A 23,556-nucleotide genomic window follows, 5' to 3' on the forward strand; every position below is an offset into this window, starting at 1 on the left:
CGGCGCCGCGCGCCGGACGGTGCGGTCGGGCCGGGCCGGCGCGGGGGCCACACGGGCGCCGCGCGCCGCGCGCACGGGGCGTTCGCCGACGGCGGTCGCCGTGCCGCCGTCGGTCTGCGTTGTCTCCTTGTCGATGCTCATTCCGGCTCCCGGATCCTCTCTGCCGCCCGCAACCTCGCCGAGGCGGCGCGCGGGTTGCGCGCCACCTCCTCCTCGTCTGGGAGCTCGGCTCCCCTCGTCACCAGACGGAACCGCGGCTGGTGGGCCGGCAGCGGGACGGGCAGCCCCGGAGGGCTGGTGTCCCTGGTTCGCGCCGTGAGGACCTGCTTGCACAGCCGGTCCTCCAGTGAGTGGTAGGAGAGCACGACCACGCGCCCTCCGACCTTCAGTGCGTCGAGTGCCGCGGGGAGCGCTCCTTCGAGAGCGGACAACTCCCCGTTCACCTCGATGCGTAACGCCTGGAACGTTCTTTTAGCGGGGTTTCCGCCGGTACGGCGGGTGGCGGCGGGGATCGCCTCGCGGACGATCTCCGCCAGCCGCTTGGTGGAGGTGATCGGCTCGGCCTCCCGCTCGCGGACGATGAACCGCGCGACGCGGGCGGCGAAACGCTCTTCGCCGTAGTCGCGGAGGATGCGCGTCAACTCCCCCTCGGAGTAGGTGTTGACCACGCCGTCGGCGGTGAGCGCCTGCTCGGGGTCCATGCGCATGTCCAGCGGGGCGTCATAGGAGTAGGCGAACCCGCGGCCGGCCTCGTCGAGCTGCGGGGAGGACACCCCGAGGTCGAACAGAGCGCCGTCGACGCGGGGATGGCCGGCGCGCGCAAGCACCTCGGGAAGCTCGTCGGAGACGGCCCGCACCAGGGTGGTGCGCGCGGCGTACGGCGCGAGGCGCGCGGTGGAGCGCTCGATGGCGGTCGGATCGCGGTCGATGCCGATCAGGTGCAGGCCCGGGTGCGCGGCGAGCAGCGCCTCGGCGTGCCCGCCCAGCCCGAGGTTGGCGTCCACCAGCACGGGGCTCGGACCTTCGAGCGCGGGCGCGAGCAGTTCGAGGACGCGCTGAAGCATCACCGGGACGTGACCGCCCGGCTCGGCGTGATCGTGGACATGCATGGTCTAACCCCCTTTTGCCGCCTCGGTCGTGTCCATGGCCCCCGGACACGTCCTGCTCGCGGATTCGCGGCCTTGCTTTCGGTCACCTCGCCGGAGGGCCACGCCCCCGCGCCACTGAACGGCTCGCCCGGCCAGGTCCCCATCCGCGTCCCCTCTTCGCGCCCCGCCACCTGACACCGGGGAAGGTGCATCAGCTGGCGGCGGCGCTGCGGTGACCGGGAACCTTCCCGGCACCATGGGAGCGGGTGGAGACCTCGCCGAACGACGTTTTCACCGACGAGTCGACCTAGTGTCAAAGAACTCCTGGCAGCACCTCCTCCGACAGCTCGGAGAACGCCTGCTCTTGGTCGGCCAGATAGGTGTCCCAGGCCGTCGCGTCCCAGATCTCCAGCCGGGTGTTGGCCCCGATGACCACACAGTCTCGGCGGAGGCCCGCGTACTCGCGCAGGCTCTGGGGAATGGTGATCCGCCCCTGTTTGTCGGGCGTCTCGTCGGAAGCACTGGCGAAGAAGACACGACTGTAATCGCGGACGGCCTTGGCTGTCACGGGCGCGGTGCGCAGCGCCTCGGTGATGCGCTGGAACTCCTCTACGGGAAAGACGTAGAGGCACCGCTCCTGGCCCTTGGTGATCACAAGACCCTCCGCCAGCTCCTCACGGTACTTCGCCGGCAGGAACAGTCGTCCTTTCTCGTCCAGACGCGGTTGATGGGTGCCGAGGAACATCGGCCCCACCTCCCGTGCCACGTGGAAAGACTGGTCGCTACTACCCCAGCCCCTCCACTGCGCACCACCATACTCCACTTCTCCCCACCGTCAACTGATCCAGACCCCGCCGCGCCGATATACGCCCGGCGTTTGCGCAGGTCAGCAGCGGTGGAGCGAAGTGGAGCGCCTCACGTCGCCGCACACGCCCCGGGCGTGTCGCACCGCCTTCTTGACACCACTCGAACCGGCATGCGCCCGCCTCCTTTCCGGGCCGGGGAGGACGGGCCGCGGTGCGCACGGCGGCGGGGAAAGGGAGAGCCCCCGACACCGGCGGCGCGAGTGGGGAAAAGTGGTGCCGCCGGCACCCGGCGCCGGTGGAGGAAAGTGGAGCGCCCCCGGCGAGGCGGGTGGGGAATAGTGCAGCGCCCCAGGCGAGGCGGGTCGGCGGGAAGCGCGGCGGTCGGCCGGCCGCCGCACGGGGCGGGGAAAGCGAGGCCCCGGACGCGGCGCAGTGTCACGGGATTCGCACATCGGCGGCACCTGAACGCGACCGCGGAGAAGAACACTAGGGCTGTTCATCCCGAAAATGACGGATAGTCGCCCTGGAACGCACGGCACCGTAGTGTCGGTACGCACAATGGAAAAGGAAAGCAAAGCCCCCCGCGAAACGATCCAGGCGTGGGGCTGCCACACCCTCATGGAGGCCCGGTGGGAATAACCCACGATGTCGGACAGGAGCTGGAAGGTCTGGTCGCCACGGCGCACCGGATCCGTGAGGCGATCGAATCGGTCATCGAGGGCAAGGACGACGTCGTCCGGCTCACCCTCACGGTGCTCCTCGCCGAAGGGCACCTGCTCATCGAGGACGTGCCGGGCGTCGGCAAGACCATGCTGGCCAAGGCGCTGGCCCGCTCGATCGCCTGCCCCGTGCGCCGCGTCCAGTTCACCCCCGACCTGCTTCCCAGCGACATCACGGGCGTCAGCGCCTTCAACCAGCAGTCCCGCGAGTTCGAGTTCAAGCCCGGCCCGGTCTTCGCCAACATCGTCGTCGGCGACGAGATCAACCGCGCCTCCCCCAAGACCCAGTCGGCGCTGCTGGAATGCATGGAGGAGCACCAGGTCACCGTCGACGGCGTCACCTACCACCTCGAGGCGCCGTTCATGGTCATCGCGACCCAGAACCCGATCGAGATGGAGGGCACCTACCCCCTCCCCGAGGCGCAGCGCGACCGCTTCACCGCCCGCATCGCGATGGGCTACCCCGAGGCCGCCGCCGAGCTGAAGATGCTCGACTCCCACGGCGCCTCCTCGCCGCTGGACAAGCTGGAGCCGGTCGCCACGACCGCGGAGGTGCAGGCCCTCATCGACGCCGTGCGCGCCGTCTACGTCTCCCAGCCGGTCAAGAAGTACGCCATCGACCTGGTGTCCGCCACCCGCCAGTCCCCCGACCTGCGGCTCGGCGCCTCGCCGCGCGCGACCCTCCACCTGGTGCGCGCCGCCCGCGCCCACGCCGCGCTCGCCGGGCGCGACTACGTCATCCCCGACGACCTGCAGGAGCTGGCCGTCCCGGTGCTGGCCCATCGCCTGCTCCCGAGCCTGGAGGCCCAGGGCCGGCGCCGGCGTCCCGAGCACGTCCTGGCCGAGCTGGTCCACCGCGTCCCGGTGCCGGACAGCCGGGAGAGGGGGTACGGCGGGGAGGGGCCGGAACGGTGATGGCGGGGCTCCGGGCGCTCACCTCGCGCGGCCGCTCGTTCCTGGCCTCGGGCGCCGCGGCCCTGCTGTGCGCCTTCTTCCTCGGCGAGCACGACCTGCTGCGGGTGAGCGTGCTCATCATCGCGTTGCCGCTGATCGCCGCCCTGGTCGTGGCCCGCACCCGCTACCGCCTGAGCTGCGCGCGGCGGCTGGACCCCGCGAGGGTCGAGGTCGGCTCCGACAGCACGGTCACCGTGCGGCTGGAGAACGTCACGCGGCTGCCCACCGGGCTGCTGCTGATCGAGGACACCGTCCCCTACGCCGTCGGCACCCGTCCCCGGTTCGTCCTCGACCGGGTGGAATCGCAGGGCGTCCGGGAGATCGACTACAAGGTCCGCTCCGACCTTCGGGGCCGGTTCCCCATCGGGCCCCTGTCGGTGCGCATCGCCGACCCGTTCGGCCTGGTCGAGCTGACCCGCGCGTTCACGGCGACCGACACGCTGATGGTCATCCCCGAGGTCGTGCCGCTCCCCCACGTGCGCCTGTCGGGCGAGCTGACCGGCGGCGGCGACAGCCGCAGCACCAGCGTGGCGGCGGCCGGCGACGACGACATCGGCCCGCGCGAGTACCGCCAGGGCGACGACCTGCGCCGGGTGCACTGGCGCTCGACCGCGCGGTACGGCGAGCTGATGGTCCGCCGCGAGGAGCAGCAGTGGCAGAGCCGTGGCGCGTTGCTGCTGGACACCCGCAGGCACGCCCACCGCGGCGAGGGCCCGCGCTCATCCTTCGAGGTGGGCGTCTCGGCCGCCGCCTCGATCGGGATGCAGCTGGCCCGTGAGGGCCTCGGCCTGCGGCTGGTCACCGACCAGGGCGCCCAGCACCTGCCCGACTCCGGGGGCGGCCACGCCCTGCTGGACGCGCTCGCCGTCGTGCGGCAGAGCACCGCCCGCTCGCTGGAGTCCGGCGTCACCGCGCTGCGCCAGGGCGGCGGTGACGGCCTCATCGTCGCCGTCCTCGGCGACCTGGACGCCGAGGAGGCCCAGGCGCTCGCCCGGCTGCGCACCGGCGGCGTCACCGGCGTCGCGGTCATGCTCGACGTGCGCGGCTGGCAGCAGACCCCCGCCCACCATCCGCAGGTGGACGAGTCGTTCGAGACGGCGCGGGCCGTGCTGGCCGGGTCGGGCTGGCGCGTCGTGCGGCTGCCCGCGGGCACCTCCCTGGCGGCCGTCTGGCAGGAGGCCGGCCAGAGCGGCCGGTACGCCGGCCCGCCGGAACCGATGACGGCAGGAGACGCCGCATGAGACTTCCGATCGCGGCGGGCCTGGCCACGGCCGCGGCAGCCCTCACCCTCTACCCGCTGTTCCGCGGGGGCACCTGGTTCTGGGCGGGCATGGGCGCGATCATCGTGATCGTCGCCGCCTCCGTGCTCACCGCGCGCCACACCACGCCGCGATGGCTCGGCCCCCCGGCCGAGTTGCTCGTGCTCGGGGTCTACCTCACGGTGGTGTTCACCCGCGACGACAACTGGGCCTGGATCCTCCCCACCAAGGACTCCGCCCTCTCCCTGGCCGGGCTGCTCGGGCAGGGGCTGTCGGACATCCAGCACTACGCGGCGCCCGTGCCCGACCAACCGCCGATCGCGCTGCTCGCGGTGGGCGGCATCGGCCTGATCGCCGTGCTGGTCGACCTGACGGCCGTGCGACTGCGCCGGGCGGCGCTGGCCGGGCTGCCGCTGCTGGCCCTGTTCACCGTCCCGGCGGCGGTGCTGACCGACCCGATCGGCTGGCCGGCGTTCATCATCGGGGCCCTCGGGTACGTGGGGTTGCTCACCGCCGACGGGCGCGAGCGCCTCAGTCACTGGGGTCGCGCCGTCCTGGTGCGCCGCTCGCGCGGCACCGGCGCCCGCGCGCAGGTGGACACCGCCCCGCTGTCGGTGACCGGCAAGCGCATCGGCTTCGCGGCGATCGCCCTGGCCATCCTGCTGCCCGCGCTGCTGCCGACGCTGGAGCCGAGCCCGCTGTTCGGCTTCGGCGTGGGGTCGGGCGACGGCAGGGGCGGCAACACGATCACCATCCCCAACCCGATCGCCAGCCTGCGCGGCCAGCTCACCCAGCCGGCGAACGCCACGGTGCTGACCTACAGCAACAACGACAACGTCCCGCGCTACCTGCGCATGTACGCCCTGGACACCTTCGACGGCGCGCAGTGGACGATGTCGCAGCCCAAGGGGCGGCCCGAGGACCGCGTCTCGGAGGGGCCGATGCCCCCGCCGCCCGGCCTGTCGACGCTGGTCCCGCTCAAGCCGTTCAGCACCCGGATCACCGTCAGCGACGACGTGGAGGGGCTCAGCTTCCTGCCCCTGCCCTACCCGTCCTCCACGGTGCGGGTCGACGGCGACTGGCGCGCCGACCAGAGCAGCCTGATGGTGTTCTCCACGCGCGACACGGCCGGCGGGCAGACCTACAGCGTCACCGGGCAGGAGCCGCAGCCGCCCGCCGAGGACCTGCGGGCGATGCTCCCCGCCTCCGATCCCGAGATCCTGACACGCTACCTCGCCCTCCCCCCGGATCTGCCGCGGCAGATCCGCGCGCTGGCCCACGAGCGGGTCTCCGACACCGACACGCCCTACGAGATGGCGGTCAAGCTGCAGTCGTGGTTCACCGGCGGCGACTTCGTCTACAGCCTGGCCACCCAGGGCAACGGCAACGACGCGCTGGCCGACTTCCTGCGCAACCGCGCCGGCTACTGCGAGCAGTTCGCCGCGGCCATGGCGGTGATGGCCCGCGTCCTCGGCATCCCCGCGCGCGTCGGCATCGGCTACACCGGCGGCAGCTTCATCGGCGGGACCTGGCAGGTGCGCACCCACGACCTGCACGCCTGGCCCGAGCTGTACTTCCAGGGGGCCGGCTGGCTGCGGTTCGAGCCCACCCCGGCCGGCGGCCTCGGACAGGCCACCGCGCGCGTCCCCGACTACAGCCGCCCGCCGGTCGACGCCGCGGCCCCCGGGGACGTCCCGAGCGCCGGGCCGAGCGACGGGACCGAGACCAGTGACCCGGCCGGCGCGCTCGGGGCCCGCGGGCGCACCCCCCGCGACCCCGACACCGGCCTGCCGGTGGACCCGGTGGCCGTGGACCCCGGTGTGCCCCTGGCCGGCAAGATCGGCATCGGCGTGGGCATCCTGCTGCTCATCGGGCTCATCCCGGCCGCCGCGCGGACGGTGGTGCGCCGCCGGCGCCGGCGCGCCTGGGCGAGGGCCGGCGTCGGCGGGCTCGCCTTGGACGCCACCTCGCCGGAGGTACCGGCGGGCACCGCCGCACCGCCGGAGAGGCGGGCGGGCATGGCCGGACCGTCGCAGGTGCGGACGCAGGGGCGGGTCCCGGCGCCGGCGGCCCACCTGGGCGAGGCCGTGCACGGGTCCTGGCAGGAGCTGATCGACACGCTGTACGACCTCGGGCTGGGCCACGAGGCGAGCGAGAGCCCGCGCGCCCTGGCGCGCAGGGTCGCCGAGCAGTGCGGGCTGGACCAGGACGCCGCCGCCTCGGTCACGGCCATCGCCGCGGCCGAGGAGCGCATGCGGTACGCGCGGACGCCGGGGCCGGTGCGCCCGCTGGACGGCGATCTGCGGCGCGTGCGGGACGCCCTGCGCGCCGGGGTCACGCGCGGGCGGCGGCTGCGGGCCACGCTGCTGCCGCCCTCCACGCTGCGCCGGCTCAGGCACGCCGGGGAGAAGGTGCTCGACGGGTTCGACCGGCTGGAGACGCTGCGCCTGTGGCCGCGACGCCGCGACGTCGCCGAGCCCACCGGCGCCGACCTCGTGGAGGAGCGGGTGCTGACCGGCTCCCGCCGCTGACCCGACCCCCGTCACCGAAGGCCCGCAGGGGACCTGCGGGCCTTCACGCCGCACCCTCCACGTAGGGGCCTTCACGGTCGTGCGCGCGGAGGCGAGGATTCTCCGAGCGAAGATCTCACCGGTGATGACACGCGGGTGCGGAGTCGCGGTGGGTGGAGGGGACGGTCACCGTGCGTGCGGAGATTCGGGCGGGTGAGAAGTCGCCGTCGGGTCGCCGGGGTGGGAGGAGCGCGCCGGGGGGCGGGCCGACGCCGTGGGATCACGGGGGCCCGCCGCGGCGGATCAGCGTTCTTCGCCCCTGCGGCGCCAGCGCTCTTCCATGCGCTCCATGAAACTCGGCTTCGCGCCCCGCCGGCGGTCCGGCTTTCCGGTGGCGCCCGGCCTCGTCTCACCGCCGAACCCGTTCATGCGTTTCCAGCACGACAGGCCCCACATGCATGCGGCGAGCATGACCACAAAGCCGACGACACTGAGCGGGATCAGGTCGGGTGCCACGACGCCGACCATCAACAGGACGACACCAAGGACGAAGCCGATGGCGGCTTTGACCAGGCGGCGCTTGTAGTGGTTGCGCGGATCACTGATCCGAACGGTATTGGCCCACTTCGGGTCCTCGGCATAAAGGGCCTGCTCGATCTGGTCGAGCAAGCGCTGCTCGTGCTCAGAGAGCGGCACGGCGCCTCCCAAGGACGGCCCCTAGTCGGGGAAGACGGCAACGGGCACCACAGGGTGTCCGGACCTCGCGGTCGGTTATCCCCAGAATACGAGGCTGTAGACGTAGGCGAAAGAAAACGTCCAACGTAGACCAAACCGGAGGTGACGTCATAGATCCATTCCATCGAACCGAGGGCGAACGAGCGAAGCCGGGCGGACCGCCTCGGGGCCGAACCTCCGCGTGGCGCGGTCCATCGCCATTTCGGCCTCCCGCCAGCCTGTTTCCCGTTCTCCGAGACCGAGCTGATGCGTCGCGGTGCCCGCGGGACGGAGGTTCTCGACCCGCACGCCGACCAGACGGAGCCGTACGCGCTCCAGACCGGCGGCCCGGTAGAGCGCACAGGCAGTGGCATATATCTCTTTCGCCACATCGGTCGCCTCACGGAGCGTGCGCGAGCGGGTGATCGTCGTGAAGTCGGAGCGGCGGAGCTTGACGCTCACCGTGCGGCCGACGTGGCCGCCCGCGCGCAGCCGGGCGGCGACCCGCTCGGACAGCCGCAGCAGCTCGCGCTGGATGGCCTCGGGGTCGTCCACGTCGTGGGAGAAGGTCTCTTCGGCGCCGATGCTCTTGTCGGGGGCGTGCGGGGTGACCCTGCGCTCGTCGCGCCCCCAGGCGAGGGCCGCCAGATGGGTCCCGACGGCCCCGAACTCGCGCTGGAGGGTGGATGCGGGCACGTGGGCCAGATCACCCACCGTCTTGATGCCGAGGCGCACCAGGGCCTGCTCGGTGCGCTCGCCGACGCCCCACAGGGCGGCGACCGGCAGCGGGTGGAGGAACTCCACGACCCCGTCGGCGGGGATGACCAGCAGGCCATCGGGCTTGCAGTGCCGGGAGGCGAGCTTGGCGACGAATTTGCTGCTCGCGACGCCGACCGAGCAGGTGATGCCGTGACGCTCGGCGACCTGGGCGCGAATGAGCGCGGCGATCTCGGCGGGCGGCCCGAGCCGGCGCACGGCCCCGCGCACGTCGAGGAACGCCTCGTCGGAGGCGATCGGCTCGACCTCGGGGGTGATGGTGTGGAAGATCTCCATCACGCCCTTGGAGACCTCGGAGTACTTGCCGTGGCTGGGCGGGATGATCACGGCCTGCGGGCACAGGCGGCGGGCGCGGGTCATCGGCATCGCCGAGTGCACCCCGAACCGCCGCGCCTCGTAGGTGGCGCTGAGCACGACCCCCCGGGCGCCCGCGGCGCCGATGATCACGGGGGTGCCCTTCAGCTCGGGGCGTTCGAGCAGTTCGACGCTGGCGAAGAAGGCGTCCATGTCGACGTGCAGGATCGGGCAGCCGGTGTCGTCGGCCAGCGGGGCCCGGCCCGGGCCCTGGTGGTGCGGCCCCGGCTCGGACCGCAGAACCTGCTTGCGCGACACGAGGTCATCCTATCCGAACGGGCGTTCCATCCGGCGGGCGCGCCGGCGAGAGAGGCCCCTCATCGGTGCCCGAGGAAGTGGAGCTGGGTGGCGATGTCGCGCAGCACCGGGTGGGCGGCGGCGGCCTGTTCGAGCGCGATCAGCGCCCGCGCGGCCCCCGGCTCGCCGTCCAGCAGCCGGCCCGGCACCAGGTCGGCGAAGACGCGCACGCCCCTGGCCTCACCGGGGGTGAACCCGGCCGCCGCCAGCAGGCCGGCGAGCGCCTCGCCGCTGAAACGCCGTGGCGTCGGGTCGTGCTCGCCCCACCGGCCGGCCGGATCGGCCAGAGCCTGGCGGGCCTCGTCGAAATGGCCCGACAGGGAGCGGTGGATCGCCGTGGCGACCGGGTTGGCCGCAAGGACGCTGACCACCCCGCCGGGCCTGAGCACGGCGGCGACGGCCTCCAGGGCGCTCGCGGGGTCCTCGACGTACTCCAGCACGCTGTGGCACAGCACCAGGTCGGCGCAGCCCGGCTCGAGCAGCTCGCGCAGGTCGGAGGCGTCGCCCTGGATGCCCTTGACGCTCACCCCCGCCTCGGCCGCCCGGCGTTCGAGGGCGGCCAGCGAGTCGGGGCTGGGGTCGACCACCGTGACGGCGTGGCCCCGCACGGCGAGCGGCACGGCGAACCCGCCCGTGCCGCCGCCGGCGTCGACGATGTCGAGCCGCTCGCGCCCGGTGGCGCCGACCCGGCCGGCCAGCGCGGCCAGCAGCACGTCCCACACCACGGCGGTGCGCACCGCCGGAGAGGTGGCCGCCTGGCCTGCGGCGCCTTCGGTGCGCAACTTCGGCTCGCCTCCTAAAAGCATGTCGGTCGGCCCCAGCCTACGCCGTGCGGGCCACGGCCCGGCCTCAGAGGGCGAGAGACGGCTTGAGCTGCTTGAAACGGGCGAGCAGGCCGTTGACGAACTGCGGCGACTCGTCGGTGGACAGCTCGGAGGCCAGGTGCACCCACTCGCTGATGACCACCGCCTCGGGAACGTCGGTGACCCACAGCAGCTCGTAGGTGCCGGCCCGCAGCAGGTTGCGGTCGACGGCGGGCATGCGGTCGAGGGTCCAGCCCTCGGAGTAGGTCGAGATCAGCTCGTCGATGCGCGAGCGGTGGCGGCTCACGCCTTCGACCAGCGTCGCGGTGTACTCGTTGACGGGCGGCTCGGCGCGCTCCACCCGTTCGGCGAGCACGCCGACCGGCGGCTCGTCACGCAGTTCCGCCTCGAAGAGGATGTCAAGGGCGCGCCTGCGAGCCTTTCCCCGAGCCGACACCTCAGGCCCGGCCGAGGTACTCGCCGGTGCGAGTGTCGACCTTGACCTTCTCACCCGTCGTGATGAACAGCGGCACCTTGATCTCGGCGCCGGTCTCGAGCGTGGCGGGCTTGGTGCCGCCGGTCGAGCGGTCGCCCTGCAGCCCGGGCTCGGTCTGGGCGATGAGCAGCTCGACGGCCGCCGGGAGCTCGACGTACAGGACGTTGCCCTCGTTGACGGCCACCGTCGCCAGGGTGTTCTCCAGCAGGTAGTTGGCCGCGTCACCGACGGTCGCCCGCGGCACGTTCAGCATGTCGTAGGTCTCGGTGTCCATGAAGACGTAGTCGTCGCCGTCGAGGTAGGAGAACTGCATCTCGCGCTTGTCGACGTTGGCCACCTCGACCTTCACGCCGGCGTTGAAGGTCTTGTCGACGACCTTGCCGGAGAGCACGTTCTTGAGCTTGGTGCGGACGAAGGCGCCGCCCTTGCCGGGCTTGACGTGCTGGAAATCCACCACGCTCCAGAGGTCGCCGCCTTCGAGCTTGAGCACCAGGCCGGTCTTGAGGTCGTTGGTCGTCGCCACTCGTTACTCTCCTGCGTCGTCATGGTCACACTGAGCGCCGTTCCGCCTCACAGGACCAGCAGCTCCTTGGTGGTGCGGGTGAGGAGCTCCGGGCCGCCGGCGCGCGTCACGAGGGTGTCCTCGATGCGGACGCCGCCCCTGCCTGGCAGGTAGACGCCGGGCTCGACGGTGATCGGAACCCGATCGTCAAGTCTACCGGCACCGGCGGGACGCAGGAACGGGTCCTCGTGGATCTCCAGGCCCACGCCGTGCCCGAGACCGTGGCCGAAGTGCGCGGCGTGCCCGGCGGCGTCGATCACCTCGCGCGCGGCGGCGTCCACCTCGGCCGCGGCCGCGCCCGGCGCGAGCGCGTGCCGCCCGGCGCGTTGCGCCGCCCTGACCAGGTCGTACAGCTCTCGCTGCCACCCGGCCACCGGGCCGACGGCGACGGTCCTGGTCATGTCGGCGTGGTAGCCGCCGTACAGGGCGCCGAAGTCGATGGTGACCAGGTCGCCGCGCTCGATGGGGCGCTCGCCGGGGCTGTGGTGGGGGACGGCGCCGTTCGGCCCGCTCGCCACGATGGTGTCGAAGGCGGGTTTGTCGGCCCCGAGCTCCATCATGCGGGCCTCCAGGGCGCGGGCGACCTGCCGTTCGGTCATGCCGGGGGCGATCGCGGCGACCACGTCGGCGAAGGCGCGGTCGGTCAGCTCGCACGCGGTGCGCAGCGCCTGGATCTCCGGCTCGTCCTTCACGACGCGCACGGCCTCCACCAGGCCCTCGACCGGCGGCAGGTCGCCGCCGAGCCGCCGGTAGCGGGCCACGGACATGTCGTGGGCCTCGATGGCCGGCCGGTCGGCCATCAAGGCCAGGGCGCCGGCCACGTCGCGCTCCTGGACGACCTCGACGCCGGGGCAGTCGCGGCGGGCGGTCTCGATGTAGCGGGAGTCGGTCGCGAGGACCGCGGAGGCGTCCGCGCGCACGAGCACGGCGGCGTTCGAGCTGACCAGGCCGGTGAGGTAGCGGACGTTGACGCCGCGGGTGACCAGCAGGGCGGTGACCCCGCGCTCGGCCAGCAGGGCCGCGACCCTGGCCCTCCGCGATTCGTACATGATGGTCATGTCCCGAACTGTACGGTCAGCCGGCCTTCGCCGGGGCGTTGCGGGAGGAGCGCAGCGGCAGCTCGCGCAGGTAGATCACCGCGACGAAGCCGATGACGGCCGCCGGGACGCACGCAAGGAACACCGACTGCATGGCGGCGGTGAAGGATTCCACGACGATGTGCTGCAGGGCCGGGGACAGCCGCCTGATGGCGTCGGGGGTGCCGAGACCGAGGTCGGCGCCCGCCGGGACCGGGACGCGGCCGGAGGCCACCATGGCCGTGATCTCGTCCCTCACCCGGGTGGTGAGCAGGGCTCCCAGGGCCGCCACGCCCACCGCTCCGCCGAGGTTGCGGAAGAAGGAGACGCCGGAGGTGGACACGGCCATGTCGCGCGCCTGCGCGGCGTTCTGGGCCGCCAGGACGAGCATCTGCATGCTGAAGCCGAACCCGGTGCCGAGCAGGGCGGTGTCCAGGCCGATGCTCCAGCCGCTGGAGTCGGTGCGCAGCAGCGACAGCAGAGCGCTGCCGGCGCAGATCAGCAGCAGGCCCGCCACCGGGAAGATCTTCCACCGGCCCGTGCGGGTGACCACGCGCCCGGAGACCACGGCCGACACCAGCAGGCTCAGCACCAGTGGCGTGGTCATGATGCCGGACATGGTGGGGCTCATGCCCTTGACGACCTGGAAGTACTGCGGCAGGTAGGTCATCGCGCCGTACAGGGCGAGGCCGACGAGCAGGGAGGCGCCGCCGGCCAGGACGAAGGTGCGGTCGCGGAACAGGCGCGGCGGCAGGATGGGGTCGGCGGCGCGGCGCTCGGCGAGGACCGACAGGGCGACCAGCACGGCCGCGAGGGCGCCCAGGCCGAAGCTCCAGCCGGAGTTCCACGCGAACTCGTCGCCGCCGAACGACAGCAGCAGCATCAGCGCGCTGGCCCCGCCGGTGATGGCGAAGGCGCCCCACCAGTCGACGCGGGCGTCGCGGGGGTCGCGGTCGTGGCGCAGCACCCGCTGGATGACGGCGAAGGCCACCAGGGCGAAGGGGACGCAGATGTAGAAGCACCAGCGCCAGCCGAGCCACGGGGCGTCCACGATGAACCCGCCGAGCAGCGGGCCGCCGACCGTGGAGACGCCGAAGACCGCGCCGATGTAGCCGGAGTAGCGGCCCCGCTCGCGCGGAAGCACCACGTCGCCGAGGATCACCTGGGTCAGCGCCGACAGGCCGCCGGTGCCGATGCCCTGCAGGGCGCGGGCGCTGACGAGCATGCCGACGCTCTGCGACGCGCCCGCCAGGAGGGAGGCGGCGATGAACACCACCAGGGCGAGCTGGAACATGCGCTTGCGCCCGAACAGGTCTGACAGCCTGCCCCACAGGGGCGTGGAGGCGGTCATCGTCAGCAGCGGCGCGCTCGCGACCCAGGCGAGCTCGTCCTGCGCGCGGAACTCGCCCACGATGGTGGGCAGCGCGTTGCCGACCAAAGACGTCGAGATCATCGAGGTCATCAGGGCGATGAGCAGCCCGGACATGACCTTGAGGATCTCGCGATGAGTGTAGGTCCGGCGGCCCCCCGACTCGCCATGCGCGTCCGCCCGGGTGTCCCCCTGCACCACCACTACAGGCCCCCAGTTTTCAGCTTTTACCAACTATTTGTATTAGAGACCTGTTTACCTGTCAAACAGCTACAGAGCGTTACATGCAGCCGTGCGCATGTTGAGGACCGAAGCGAAGGGGACGGCCGCGCGGGCGCCTCCGGCCTGGGACGGGGACCGGACGACGCCGCCGCGCGACGCGCCGCGAGACAGGTCAGCCCGCCAGCTCCCTGATCTTCTCGATCAGCGCCAGGCGCTCCTTGTGCGAGCCCGCGACCGGGTTGACGTTGATGGTGGTGACCCCCGACTCCCGCAGGGCCGCGACGCGGTCGCGGACGAAGCCCTCGGGGCCGACCAGCGACATCTTCTCCAGCAGTTCCATCGGCACCTGGGCCGCGGCCTCGTCCTTCTTGCCTTCGAGGTAGAGGTCCTGGATGCGCTCGGCCTCCCGCTCGTAGCCGTAGCGCCGCGCCAGGTCGTTGTAGAAGTTCTTGCCCTTGGCGCCCATGCCGCCGATGTAGAGCGCCGCCATCGGCCTGCCGAACTCCAGGTAGCCCGAGACGTCGTCGCCGATCGCCAGGGTGGCCTGGGCGATGACGTCCAGCTCCCCCAGTTCGGGGTCGCGTCTGGCCTTGCCCGCCGCCAGGGACGCGCCCCACACGCCGGCGGCCTTCTCGGGGACGTAGAAGATCGGCTCCCAGCCCTCGGCCAGCTCGGCGGTCAGCTCGACGTTCTTCGGGCCGATGGCCGCCACCACGATCGGGATGCGCGGCCGGACCGGGTGGTTGATCAGCTTGAGCGGTTTGCCCAGGCCGGTGCCCTGCCCGGCGGGGAGCGGCAGGGTGTAGTGGCGGCCCTCGTAGGTCAGCCTCTCGCGCCGCCACACCTTGCGGCAGATCTCGATCACCTCGCGCGTGCGGGCCAGCGGCGCGGTGTAGGGCACGCCGTGGAAGCCCTCGATCACCTGCGGGCCCGAGGCGCCGAGGCCGAGCACGAAACGGCCGTCGGAGACGTAGTCCATGCCGGCCGCCGTCATGGCGAGCAGCGTGGGCGTGCGCGAGTAGATGGGCAGGATGCCGGAGGCGATCTGCAGTCGTTCGGTTCTCGCGGCGATGTAGCCCATCTGGCTCACGGCGTCGAAGCTGTAGGCCTCGGCGACGAAGACGATGTCGAGCCCGGCGCTCTCGTAGTCGGCCAGCTCGGCGACGGTCTCCTTGAACCCCCCGGCGTAGTTCAGTGCCATGCCGATGCGCATCCCGGTCCTCCTACTCGTGGGTAACAGAAGGATGTTCCCCTATTTCGGCGGCCAAGGCCAACAGCGCCGTGGCCGGAAGCGGCCACGGCACGCCGAGGACCCCAGGGACGTCAGGGCACATCAGAGCGCGAGGAGACGTAAGCAACGGACGCCAGGTTGACGCTAGGGGACGCGTCCGACGCCGCCCAGTACCGGCAGGAACGCGTCGCCCAGCGGCAGGGCGTCCGGGGACGGCCGCCACTCGTTGAGCGGGACGACGCCGGGGTCGATGACCTGCAGCCCGTCGAACAGCCGCAGGATGGACGCGCGCGGCCGGGCCTCCAGGACGGCGTTGGCCGCGCCGTAGACCTTGCGACCCTCGGCCATCTCCGAGGGGAACGCGTCGGAGCCGAGATGCGAGATCACGATGTGGCTGCCGCTCGGCAGCGCCCGGGCGTAGGCGGCGACCAGGCCCCAGGGGTCCTCATGGTCGGGGACGAAGTGCAGGCACGACACCATGAGCACGCCGACCGGGCGGTCGAGGGCGAAGGTGGCGGGCAGCGCCGAGAAGATCTCGTCGGGGCGCCGCAGGTCGGCCTCCAGGAAGGACACCCGCGGGTTGGTGGCGAGCAGCGCCCTGCCGTGGGTGGCAACGACGGGGTCGTTGTCGACGTAGACGACCTGGGCGTCCGGGGCGGCGGCCAGCGCCACCTCGTGCACATTGCTCTGGGTGGGCAGGCCGGCGCCGAGGTCGAGGAAGCCGCGCACCCCGACCTCGCGGGCCAGGAACCTGACGGCCCTGCCGAGGAAGTCGCGGTTCTCGCGCACCGCATCCCGCACCTTCCCCTGCGAGATCTCGATCACCTTCTCGGCGGCGGCGCGGTCGGCGGGGAAGTGGTTCTTGCCGCCGAGGTAGTAGTCGTACATCCGGGCGACGTTCGGGCGGCCCACGTCCAGCTCTTTGGAAGGACGCTGCTCGTCCACCATCACCCGTCTCCTCTCCGCCGATGGCATGATCGTACTGCCCGCGCCGGTGGCCGGGAAAGGCGCAGGTCGCGCCGGATCAGCCGTCGCGGGCGCCGAGCGCGTCCAGATCGCCCGGGGTGTCGACGTCCGCGGGGTCGCCGGCGTCGTCGCAGGGCACCGGCGTCACCAGCTCGGGATGGGCCCGCAGGAACGGCCGGGCGCCGACGTCGCCCTCGGCGAGCGCCCCGACCTCGGCGAAGTGCTCGCGCGCGATCAGCACCGGGTTGCGCGGCGCGCCGCCGTAGGCGGCCACCGCGACCGTCGCGCCGGCCCGGAAGGCGGCGACCAGGCGGCGCACGGCCTCCGGGCGGATCAGCGGCTGGTCGGCCAGGGCCACCACCACCGCCCCGGCCTCGCCGGGCACCGCCGCCAGCCCGGCGCGCAGGGACGACCCCATGCCGGTGGCCCAGTGCGGGTTGTGCACCTCGACCGCGCCGGGGACCCCTGTGGGCGCCGCGCCCAGCACCACCAGCACCGGGTCGCATCCGCCGTCGCGCAGCAGCCGCACGCCGCGGTCGGCGAGCCGCTCCCCCGCGTACTCCACCAGGGCCTTCGGCGCGCCGAAGCGGCTGCCGCCGCCGGCGGCGAGCAGCAGGCCGGCGACCGGGGTCACGGGCGCTCCTCGCGGGGGCCGGCGGCGCCGGTCTCCCCCTGGTCGGCGCCGTGGATGCGGCCGCTGGTCTCGGTCAGCGCCCGCCCCGAGCCGCCCCAGCGGAGCTGGATCAGCTCGGCGGCGATGGACACCGCCGTCTCCTCCGGGGTGCGGGCGCCGAGGTCCAGGCCGATGGGCGAGCGCAGCCGCGCCAGGTCGGCCTCGGGCACCCCCGACTCGCGCAGCCGTTCCAGGCGGTCCTCGTGGGTGCGGCGCGAGCCCATGGCGCCGACGTAACCGGCGGGGGTGCGCAGCGCGACCTCCAGCAGCGGCACGTCGAACTTGGGGTCGTGGGTGAGCACGCAGATGACGGTGCGCTCGTCGACCTGCGCGGTGGACAGGTAGTCGTGCGGCCACTTCACCACGACCTCGTCGGCCTCGGGGAAGCGCTTGGCGGTGGCGAACACCGGGCGGGCGTCGCAGACCACGACGTGGTAGCCGAGGAACTTGCCGAGGCGCGCGACGGCGGCGGCGAAGTCGATCGCGCCGAAGACCAGCATGCGCGGCGGAGGGGCGAAAGAGTGGACGAACACCGCCAGGTCGTCCAGCCGCCGCTCGCCCTCGGGGCCGTACCTGCGCACGCCGGTGAGGCCCTGGGCGAGCATGCCGCGCGCGTCGTCGTCCACGGCGGCGTCCAGCCGGGCGGCCCCGAGCGACCCCGACGCCCGGCCGTCCCAGGCGACCCTGCGCGCGCCGACCCGCCCGGGCCCGGACATGACGGTGGCGACCGCGACCGGCTCGTGCCGCCGCACCGACGCGGCGATCTCGCCCAGCTCGGGGAAGGTCCGGCGCGACACCGGCTCGACGAGGATGTCGATGATCCCTCCGCAGGTGAGCCCGACGGAGAAGGCGTCGTCGTCGCTGACCCCGTACCGCTGGAGCACCGGGCGGCCGGTGGCGGTCACCTCCTGAGCCAGCTCGTACACCGCGCCCTCCACGCAGCCGCCGGACACGCTGCCGACGGCCTCCTCGCCGAGGACGGCCATGGCGGCGCCGGGCGGCCTCGGGGCGCTGCGGAAGGTGCCGACCACCGTCGCCAGGCCGAACGTCTCTCCGGCCTCCCACCACCGCACGATCTGCGACAGCACGTCACGCATGCGACAGCCTTTCCGCCAGTTCCTCGAACGCCGCCAGGCTATGCCCCGCGACGAACGCCCCGACGTGCGGCAACGCCGCGCGCATGCCGCCGGTCAGCGGCAGGTAGCCCTCCCGGCCCTTGTGCGGGTTGACCCACACCACCCGGCGGGCGAGCCGCGACAGCCGCGCCATCTGGGCGCCGAGCAGCGAGGGGTCGCCCCGCTCCCAGCCGTCGGAGGCGATGACCACGACCGCGCCCCGGGCGCAGGACCAGCGGTCGAGGAACTCCTTGAGCTCCTCGCCGAGGCGCGTGCCGCCGCTCCAGTCGGGGATCGCCTCGGACACGCGCAGCATCGCGGCGCCGGCGTCGCGCCGGCGCAGCTCGCCGGTGACCCGCGTGAGCCGGGTGCCGACGCTGAAGACCTCGGTGGCGCGCGGCTCGCACCGCACCAGCGCGTGAGCGAAGCGCAGCAGCGTGTCGGCGTAGGGGGCCATCGACCCGCTGACGTCGACCAGCAGGACGACGCGCCGGGGAGTCGCGCGCGGCGCGCGGCGGCGCAGGCGGGCGATCTCGCCGCCTCTGCGCAGGGTCTCGCGCATCGTGCGGCGCGGGTCCAGGACGCCGCGGGCGGCCGGGGTGAACCGCCGGGAGCGGCGCTGCTCGCGGCGGGCGCGCAGCAGGGCGAGCAGGCGGTTGATCTCCTCGCGCTCGGCCGCGGTCAAGCGGGCGACGTCGCGGCGTCTGAGCACCTCGGTGGGGCTGGCCGTCGCCGCGAGGGCCTCCTGGTCGCCGGGCTCGCGCGTCCCTGCGCCGTCCGCGGCGGCGACGTGCCGGACGACGGTGACCGCCGGCGGGGCCGCGCGGCCGGCGCGGGCGGGCTCGCCGCCGAAGTAGGCGGCGAAGCACCGGTCGTAGCGGGGCAGGTCGTCGGGGCCGGCGCACAGGGTCAGGCGGCCGGCCCAGTAGACGCTCCCCGGGTCCCCGGCGCCGAGATGGCCCGCGGCGCGCAGGAACGCCTGGGTGCGCTCGTGGTCGGCGGGAACGCCGGCCGCCCGCAGCGTGCGGGCGAACCCCGTCATGGTCGCCGTCATGGTGGCGGTCATGGTCGCGGCGACCCCCTCGCCCGGCAGCGCTCCGGCGGTGGTGCGGCGGGAGCCGCCCTCACGCATGGCGCAGCAGGCCGTTCGCCAGGGCGGCCTGCTGGTCCTCGCGGTACTTCAGCACCGCGCCCAGCGTCGCGGCGGCGAGCCCCGGGTCCAGGTCGCGGGCGCCGAGGGTGAGCAGGGCCTGCGTCCAGTCGAGGGTCTCGGCGACGCCCGGCGGCTTGAGCAGGCCGGCGCCGCGCAGCCGCCCCGCCGCGGCGGCCACCTGGCCGGCGAGGGTCTCGGTGCAGTCGGGCAGCCGCCGGAGCAGGATGGCGACCTCCCGGTCGAAGGACGGGTGCTCCAGCCAGTGGTACAGGCACCGGCGCTTGAGCGCGTCGTGCACGTCGCGGGTGCGGTTGGAGGTGACGACCACTACGGGCGGCGTCTCGGCCCTGACCGTGCCGAGCTCGGGGATGGAGATGGTGAAGTCGGACAGCACCTCCAGCAGGAACGCCTCGAACTCGTCGTCGGCCCGGTCGACCTCGTCGACCAGGAGCACGCTGGGCCGGGTCTCCAGCGCCCGCAGCAGCGGGCGGGCGATCAGGAAGCGCCGGTCGTACAGCTCGCCCTCCAGCCGGGCGGCCTCGCCCGCGCCGGTCGCGCCGGTGGCCTCGGCGGCCTTCAGGTGCAGGAGCTGGCGGGCGAAGTCCCAGTCGTAGAGCGCCTGGGCGGCGTCGAGGCCCTCGTAGCACTGCAGGCGGATCAGCGGCGCGCCGAGCACGGCGGCGAGGGTCTTGGCCAGTTCGGTCTTGCCGACGCCGGCCTCCCCTTCCAGGAACAGGGGGCGGCCCATTCTCAGCGCGAGGAAGCACGCGGTCGCGAGCCCCTCGTCGGCGAGGTACGCCCGCTCGCCGAGCAGGCCGGCCAGCATGGCGGGGCTCTCGATCTCGCGGGCCCGCGATGTCTCTTGCCGCACCCCCTCAGATTACGCGCCACCCGGGCCCCTCGCCCCTGCCCGGACAGGCCCGCCCGGCGAATTACCTATTGACTTGGTAGGTTTCGCCATCGCCTCCGAGCAGGAGATGGCCGACGCCTTCACCGCCGAGGGGCTGATCCCGGGCAAGGTCGCCTTCGCCGACCACACCGACCGCCGTTTCAACGACATCGTCACGAAGGACGCCTGAGCCATGACCCTGAAGTTCCACTGGTTCCTGCCCACCTCCGGCGACAGCAGGGCGATCATCGGCGGGGGCCACGGGCTCTCGCGCGGCCACGGCCGCATCCGCACGAGCTGGAGGTGTACCCGAACCTGTGGGCGGGAGTCGGCCTGGTGCGCGGCGGCGCGGGAACCGCGCTGGTGGGCAGCCACGCCGAGGTGGCCGGCCTCATCGAGGAGTACGCCGCCCTGGGCATCACCGGGTTCGTCCTGTCGGGCTACCCGCACCTGGAGGAGGCCTACTGGTTCGGCGAGGGCGTCCTGCCCGAACTCCACCGCCGCGGCGCCCTCGACCGCGCCCTCACCCCCGTCACCGTCTGCCCCCCTCCTTCCCTCCTCTGGGTATCCGCCCGCTTCAGATCTTCAGCGCGTGGCTCTCGCGTATGTGCCCGTCTCCTGGTGGCCCGGGCCGGCCCCTTGTGCCCGGCCTGGGCCACGGGCCGGGCCGCGGCGCCCGGCGAGGACGACGCGGCCGTTCCGCGACGGTCAGCGGACCTTGGCGAAGAACGCGCGGAGGTCGGCGGCGAGGTGGTCCGGCTGGTCCATGGCGATGAAGTGGTGGCCGCCGGGGTTGTCCTGCGGCCAGTGGACGATGGTGTTGTGGCGTTCGGCGAGCCGGCGGATTCCGGGCGGTCCGCTGTAGACGCCGGTCGGTACGGCCATCTGTCCCTCCGGCCAGCCGAAACCGGTGCTGTCGTAGTACGGCCAGGCCGACGTCCCGAACGTCCCGGTGAACCAGTACAGGCTCACGTTGGTGAGGAACAGGTCGCGGTCGATCACCTGCTCGAGCGGCCTGCCGGAGGCGTTGAACTCGTGGAACTTCTGCGTCATCCAGGCCAGTGCCGCGATCGGGGAGTCGTGCCATCCGTAGGCGAAGGTCTGCGGCGCCGCGCGCAACAGCGCGTGGTGGTCGACTCCGTTCATCCAGTCCTGTCGCTGAAACCACGCGAAGGCCGCCCGCTCCTCCTCGGTCATGTCCGGAAGGTCCTTCTCGGTGGGGAAGCCGAGGCCGCTGACGACGTAGACGCCGGCCACGTGATCAGGAGCGGCCTTGGCCACCTCCGGCGCGACGTAGGCGCCGAAATCTCCGCCCTGCGCGCCGTACCGCTCGTAACCGAGACGGCGCATCAGCTCCGTCCAGACGCGCGCCACGCGCGCCGCGGTCCATCCTGTCCCGCGCGGCGGTGCGGAGAAGCCGAAGCCCGGCAGGGAGGGCACGACGACATGGAACGCTTCGGCGGGATCACCGCCGTGCGCGTGGGGATCGGTGAGCCGGCCGATGAGATGGGCGAACTCCGCGAAGGAGTTCGGCCAGCCGTGCGTGAGGATGAGCGGGAGAGCGTCGGGCTCGGCTGAGCGCACGTGCAGGAAATGGATCTCCTGACCGTCGATCTCGGTCATGAACTGCGCGAACCCGTTCAGTCGCGCCTCGTGCGGGCGCCAGTCGTACTCCTCGCGCCAGTAGCGGGCCAGTTCCCGGAGGTAGGTGACGGGGACGCCGCGAGTCCATCCGTCGCCGGGCAGTTCGCGAGGCCACCGGGTGCGGTCCAGCCGGTGGTGCAGGTCGTCCAGGTCGGCCTGGGCGATGTCGATCTGGAAGGGACGGATGTGGGTGCTCATGCTTCTCTCCCGATGTGCCGCGATGACGGGATCGACGCTAGAGGCCATGTAGGCCGGATCCTGACCTACATGGCCGGGCATGCTGGAGGCCATGGGAGACATGCCCGCACGCCTGCTCGATCTGCTGTCATTGCTGCAGAGTCCGCGCGACTGGCCGGGGAGCGAGTTGGCCGGGCGCCTCGGGGTCAGCCGCCGCACCGTCCGCCGCGACATCGACCGCCTGCGCGAGCTGGGATATCCGGTGCGGGCGGCGATGGGCGCGCTGGGCGGCTATCGGCTCGCCGCGGGCACGGCCATGCCGCCGTTGCTGCTGGACGACGAGGAGGCGGTGGCCATCGCCGTGGGCCTGCGCACCGCGGCCTCGCATCCGGTGGCCGGCATCGAGGAGGCGTCGGTACGTGCTCTGGCCAAGCTGGAGCAGGTCCTGCCGTCCCGGCTGCGGCACCGAGCAGGCGTGCTCGCCGCGGCGACCGTGACGATGCCACCCGGAGGCGAGGCGCCCGTCGACCCGCGGAATCTGGTGGTGCTCGCCGCGGCCGCCACCAACCGTGAACGCCTGCGCTTCGCCTACCGGTCCGGCGACGGCACCGAGACCAGGCGCCTGACCGAGCCGTACCGCCTGGTGGCGGCCGGGCGCCGCTGGTATCTGCTGGCGTACGACAACGACCGCGACGACTGGCGCTTCTTCCGCGTCGACCGCATCGGCGAGCCGCAGGCGACCGGCGTGCGGGTCCCGGCCCGTGTGCCGCCCGAACAGGACGCGGCCGCGTTCATCAGCGGCAAGATGTACTCGCTCGCGCCGACCTACCAGGTGGTGGCGACCTTGCACCTTCCGGCAGGCCAGGTGAGAAGCCGGCTCGGCGCCGCCGCGGGAGAGGTCGAACCGATCGGCGAGCGTAGCTGCCGCCTGCGCGGACCGGCCGACACCCTGGAGTGGACGGCGGCGCGCCTGCTCATGCTGGGCTGCGAGTTCGAGGTGCACGAGCCGCCCGAGCTAGCGGCGTATCTGCGCGAACTGAGCGCCCGTGCCACCCGCGCCGCCCAGCCCCCCGGCGGAGCCGGCGACGCACCGGGCTCCGGCGATCGCCCGGACGACACGCGCACCCTGTCACCCGGGTCCGAAACCTGACAGCTCCTGCCTGGACTCCACCGTCGAGGCGCCCCGAACCCGCCCCCCGTCCCGGTCACCGGCCTCCGGCATGTCCCCCTCTTCTTCAGCCGCGGTCGGGGGCTTCGCCGTAGGTGTGGATGAGGGCGCGGAGTTCGGCCACGGCCTTGCGGGAGCGGGCCTTCTCGGCGCCCTGGATGCCCATGGCGCCGACGCTGGACCCGTCGGCCAGGTCGAGCTTGGGCCACGGCTCGCCCTCGGGCATGGTCACGCCGAGCACCTCGGGCCACTCGTACCGGTGGACGCGCACGGCGTTGACGACGGTGATGCCGCGGTCGTCGGCCTCCACCCGCAGCCGGCCGAGCAGGTGGAGGATGAAGCCGACCAGGCACCCGAAGGCCACCAGGCCGATGCGGTCGGGCAGCTTGAACGGCGCCGGGAGCACCAGGGCCAGTACGAGCGACCCCACGACCATCACCGTGGCGAACCCGTAGGCCAGGATCATGGCCCGGCGCGGACGCCAGGTCATCGGCAGGGGCGGCGCCTGCTCGGTGTCAGGCACGGCGGCCCGTC

General features: G+C 73.1%; 22 protein-coding genes and 1 pseudogene. 6 read left to right on the forward strand and 17 right to left on the reverse strand.

Annotated elements, in window-relative coordinates; all coding sequences use genetic code 11:
* Window positions 1-137 precede the first annotated feature (137 nt).
* Complete coding sequence (gene rsmH, locus ACFQSB_RS29910) at window positions 138-1,109, reverse strand: 16S rRNA (cytosine(1402)-N(4))-methyltransferase RsmH (protein ID WP_380830199.1); 972 nt, start codon at window positions 1,107-1,109, stop codon at window positions 138-140.
* A 292-nt stretch (window positions 1,110-1,401) separates the two neighbouring features.
* Window positions 1,402-1,833: a division/cell wall cluster transcriptional repressor MraZ gene (gene mraZ, locus ACFQSB_RS29915; RefSeq protein ID WP_248965511.1), complete on the reverse strand. Its 432-nt coding sequence runs from the start codon at window positions 1,831-1,833 to the stop codon at window positions 1,402-1,404.
* A gap of 660 nt (window positions 1,834-2,493) precedes the next feature.
* Between mraZ and ACFQSB_RS29920 the strand changes: the two genes are divergently transcribed.
* The 3 genes from ACFQSB_RS29920 to ACFQSB_RS29930 are packed head-to-tail and all read left to right on the forward strand — an operon-like array spanning window position 2,494 to window position 7,357.
* The gene (locus tag ACFQSB_RS29920; protein WP_380830200.1) at window positions 2,494-3,528 is read left to right on the forward strand and encodes an AAA family ATPase; all 1,035 of its coding nucleotides are present in this window, start codon (window positions 2,494-2,496) and stop codon (window positions 3,526-3,528) included.
* Window positions 3,528-4,808 carry a DUF58 domain-containing protein gene (locus ACFQSB_RS29925; protein ID WP_354850266.1) on the forward strand — a complete coding sequence of 427 codons (1,281 nt, stop codon included), beginning with the start codon at window positions 3,528-3,530 and terminating at the stop codon, window positions 4,806-4,808. Before ACFQSB_RS29920 ends, ACFQSB_RS29925 begins: the two co-directional genes overlap by 1 nt.
* Window positions 4,805-7,357 (forward strand): transglutaminaseTgpA domain-containing protein, encoded by a 2,553-nt coding sequence (locus ACFQSB_RS29930; protein ID WP_380830201.1) that lies wholly within the window; start codon window positions 4,805-4,807, stop codon window positions 7,355-7,357. The genes ACFQSB_RS29925 and ACFQSB_RS29930 overlap by 4 nt, the downstream gene beginning before the upstream one ends.
* Window positions 7,358-7,639: 282 nt before the next feature.
* Here the strand turns inward: ACFQSB_RS29930 and ACFQSB_RS29935 are convergent, their stop codons facing one another.
* From ACFQSB_RS29935 to ACFQSB_RS29995, 13 genes are all read right to left on the reverse strand, one after another.
* A complete protein-coding gene (locus ACFQSB_RS29935; RefSeq protein ID WP_354850260.1) occupies window positions 7,640-8,032 on the reverse strand; it encodes a DUF3040 domain-containing protein in 393 nt (130 codons plus the stop codon).
* A gap of 147 nt (window positions 8,033-8,179) precedes the next feature.
* Window positions 8,180-9,439: a DNA polymerase IV gene (gene dinB, locus ACFQSB_RS29940; protein ID WP_380830202.1), complete on the reverse strand. Its 1,260-nt coding sequence runs from the start codon at window positions 9,437-9,439 to the stop codon at window positions 8,180-8,182.
* Window positions 9,440-9,498: 59 nt separating this feature from the next.
* Window positions 9,499-10,284, reverse strand: coding sequence for a class I SAM-dependent methyltransferase (locus tag ACFQSB_RS29945; RefSeq protein WP_380830204.1), 786 nt, complete (start codon window positions 10,282-10,284; stop codon window positions 9,499-9,501).
* 43 nt (window positions 10,285-10,327) lie between these two features.
* Window positions 10,328-10,738 (reverse strand): transcription antitermination factor NusB, encoded by a 411-nt coding sequence (gene nusB / locus ACFQSB_RS29950; RefSeq protein WP_354850255.1) that lies wholly within the window; start codon window positions 10,736-10,738, stop codon window positions 10,328-10,330.
* Window position 10,739: 1 nt separating this feature from the next.
* Complete coding sequence (gene efp / locus ACFQSB_RS29955) at window positions 10,740-11,300, reverse strand: elongation factor P (protein ID WP_380830205.1); 561 nt, start codon at window positions 11,298-11,300, stop codon at window positions 10,740-10,742.
* Between the two features lie 47 nt (window positions 11,301-11,347).
* Window positions 11,348-12,397, reverse strand: coding sequence for a M24 family metallopeptidase (locus ACFQSB_RS29960; protein ID WP_380830206.1), 1,050 nt, complete (start codon window positions 12,395-12,397; stop codon window positions 11,348-11,350).
* A gap of 16 nt (window positions 12,398-12,413) precedes the next feature.
* The gene (locus tag ACFQSB_RS29965) at window positions 12,414-13,988 is read right to left on the reverse strand and encodes an MDR family MFS transporter (protein ID WP_380830278.1); all 1,575 of its coding nucleotides are present in this window, start codon (window positions 13,986-13,988) and stop codon (window positions 12,414-12,416) included.
* 190 nt (window positions 13,989-14,178) lie between these two features.
* A complete protein-coding gene (locus tag ACFQSB_RS29970) occupies window positions 14,179-15,219 on the reverse strand; it encodes an LLM class F420-dependent oxidoreductase (protein ID WP_380830207.1) in 1,041 nt (346 codons plus the stop codon).
* Between the two features lie 162 nt (window positions 15,220-15,381).
* The gene (locus tag ACFQSB_RS29975) at window positions 15,382-16,185 is read right to left on the reverse strand and encodes an SAM-dependent methyltransferase (protein WP_380830208.1); all 804 of its coding nucleotides are present in this window, start codon (window positions 16,183-16,185) and stop codon (window positions 15,382-15,384) included.
* A gap of 76 nt (window positions 16,186-16,261) precedes the next feature.
* Window positions 16,262-16,837 carry a nucleotidyltransferase family protein gene (locus ACFQSB_RS29980; RefSeq protein ID WP_380830209.1) on the reverse strand — a complete coding sequence of 192 codons (576 nt, stop codon included), beginning with the start codon at window positions 16,835-16,837 and terminating at the stop codon, window positions 16,262-16,264.
* Window positions 16,834-17,973: an XdhC family protein gene (locus tag ACFQSB_RS29985; RefSeq protein WP_380830210.1), complete on the reverse strand. Its 1,140-nt coding sequence runs from the start codon at window positions 17,971-17,973 to the stop codon at window positions 16,834-16,836. The genes ACFQSB_RS29980 and ACFQSB_RS29985 overlap by 4 nt, the downstream gene beginning before the upstream one ends.
* Window positions 17,966-19,123 (reverse strand): vWA domain-containing protein, encoded by a 1,158-nt coding sequence (locus tag ACFQSB_RS29990; RefSeq protein ID WP_380830211.1) that lies wholly within the window; start codon window positions 19,121-19,123, stop codon window positions 17,966-17,968. The genes ACFQSB_RS29985 and ACFQSB_RS29990 overlap by 8 nt, the downstream gene beginning before the upstream one ends.
* The gene (locus ACFQSB_RS29995) at window positions 19,116-19,970 is read right to left on the reverse strand and encodes an AAA family ATPase (protein WP_354928438.1); all 855 of its coding nucleotides are present in this window, start codon (window positions 19,968-19,970) and stop codon (window positions 19,116-19,118) included. The genes ACFQSB_RS29990 and ACFQSB_RS29995 overlap by 8 nt, the downstream gene beginning before the upstream one ends.
* 118 nt (window positions 19,971-20,088) lie before the next feature.
* On the opposite strand from ACFQSB_RS29995, the gene ACFQSB_RS30000 reads away from it, so the two are divergent.
* Together ACFQSB_RS30000 and ACFQSB_RS30005 are read left to right on the forward strand one after the other, a co-directional pair.
* Complete coding sequence (locus ACFQSB_RS30000; RefSeq protein WP_380830212.1) at window positions 20,089-20,223, forward strand: hypothetical protein; 135 nt, start codon at window positions 20,089-20,091, stop codon at window positions 20,221-20,223.
* 104 nt (window positions 20,224-20,327) lie between these two features.
* Window positions 20,328-20,543 (forward strand): annotated as a pseudogene (locus tag ACFQSB_RS30005) (alkanesulfonate monooxygenase); the annotation flags it as partial.
* Between the two features lie 198 nt (window positions 20,544-20,741).
* Here ACFQSB_RS30005 and ACFQSB_RS30010 read toward each other — a convergent pair.
* A complete protein-coding gene (locus ACFQSB_RS30010; protein ID WP_380830213.1) occupies window positions 20,742-21,875 on the reverse strand; it encodes an epoxide hydrolase family protein in 1,134 nt (377 codons plus the stop codon).
* 91 nt (window positions 21,876-21,966) lie between these two features.
* On the opposite strand from ACFQSB_RS30010, the gene ACFQSB_RS30015 reads away from it, so the two are divergent.
* Window positions 21,967-23,004 (forward strand): helix-turn-helix transcriptional regulator, encoded by a 1,038-nt coding sequence (locus ACFQSB_RS30015; RefSeq protein WP_380830214.1) that lies wholly within the window; start codon window positions 21,967-21,969, stop codon window positions 23,002-23,004.
* An 85-nt stretch (window positions 23,005-23,089) separates the two neighbouring features.
* Here the strand turns inward: ACFQSB_RS30015 and ACFQSB_RS30020 are convergent, their stop codons facing one another.
* The gene (locus ACFQSB_RS30020) at window positions 23,090-23,545 is read right to left on the reverse strand and encodes a PH domain-containing protein (RefSeq protein WP_354928394.1); all 456 of its coding nucleotides are present in this window, start codon (window positions 23,543-23,545) and stop codon (window positions 23,090-23,092) included.
* Window positions 23,546-23,556 lie beyond the last annotated feature (11 nt).

It is taken from the genome of Sphaerisporangium rhizosphaerae (assembly GCF_042665155.1).
GTDB lineage: Bacteria > Actinomycetota > Actinomycetes > Streptosporangiales > Streptosporangiaceae > Sphaerisporangium > Sphaerisporangium rhizosphaerae.

Coding starts and splice junctions, on each gene's coding strand:
- rsmH (WP_380830199.1), bottom strand. CDS start 1,109: ATGCATGTCCACGATCACGCCGAGCCGGGCGGTCACGTCCCGGTGATG.
- mraZ (WP_248965511.1), bottom strand. CDS start 1,833: ATGTTCCTCGGCACCCATCAACCGCGTCTGGACGAGAAAGGACGACTG.
- ACFQSB_RS29925 (WP_354850266.1), top strand. CDS start 3,528: ATGGCGGGGCTCCGGGCGCTCACCTCGCGCGGCCGCTCGTTCCTGGCC.
- ACFQSB_RS29930 (WP_380830201.1), top strand. CDS start 4,805: ATGAGACTTCCGATCGCGGCGGGCCTGGCCACGGCCGCGGCAGCCCTC.
- ACFQSB_RS29945 (WP_380830204.1), bottom strand. CDS start 10,284: ATGCTTTTAGGAGGCGAGCCGAAGTTGCGCACCGAAGGCGCCGCAGGC.
- ACFQSB_RS29960 (WP_380830206.1), bottom strand. CDS start 12,397: ATGACCATCATGTACGAATCGCGGAGGGCCAGGGTCGCGGCCCTGCTG.
- ACFQSB_RS29970 (WP_380830207.1), bottom strand. CDS start 15,219: ATGCGCATCGGCATGGCACTGAACTACGCCGGGGGGTTCAAGGAGACC.
- ACFQSB_RS29975 (WP_380830208.1), bottom strand. CDS start 16,185: ATGGTGGACGAGCAGCGTCCTTCCAAAGAGCTGGACGTGGGCCGCCCG.
- ACFQSB_RS29985 (WP_380830210.1), bottom strand. CDS start 17,973: ATGCGTGACGTGCTGTCGCAGATCGTGCGGTGGTGGGAGGCCGGAGAG.
- ACFQSB_RS29990 (WP_380830211.1), bottom strand. CDS start 19,123: ATGCGTGAGGGCGGCTCCCGCCGCACCACCGCCGGAGCGCTGCCGGGC.
- ACFQSB_RS29995 (WP_354928438.1), bottom strand. CDS start 19,970: ATGCTGGCCGGCCTGCTCGGCGAGCGGGCGTACCTCGCCGACGAGGGG.
- ACFQSB_RS30010 (WP_380830213.1), bottom strand. CDS start 21,875: ATGAGCACCCACATCCGTCCCTTCCAGATCGACATCGCCCAGGCCGAC.
- ACFQSB_RS30015 (WP_380830214.1), top strand. CDS start 21,967: ATGGGAGACATGCCCGCACGCCTGCTCGATCTGCTGTCATTGCTGCAG.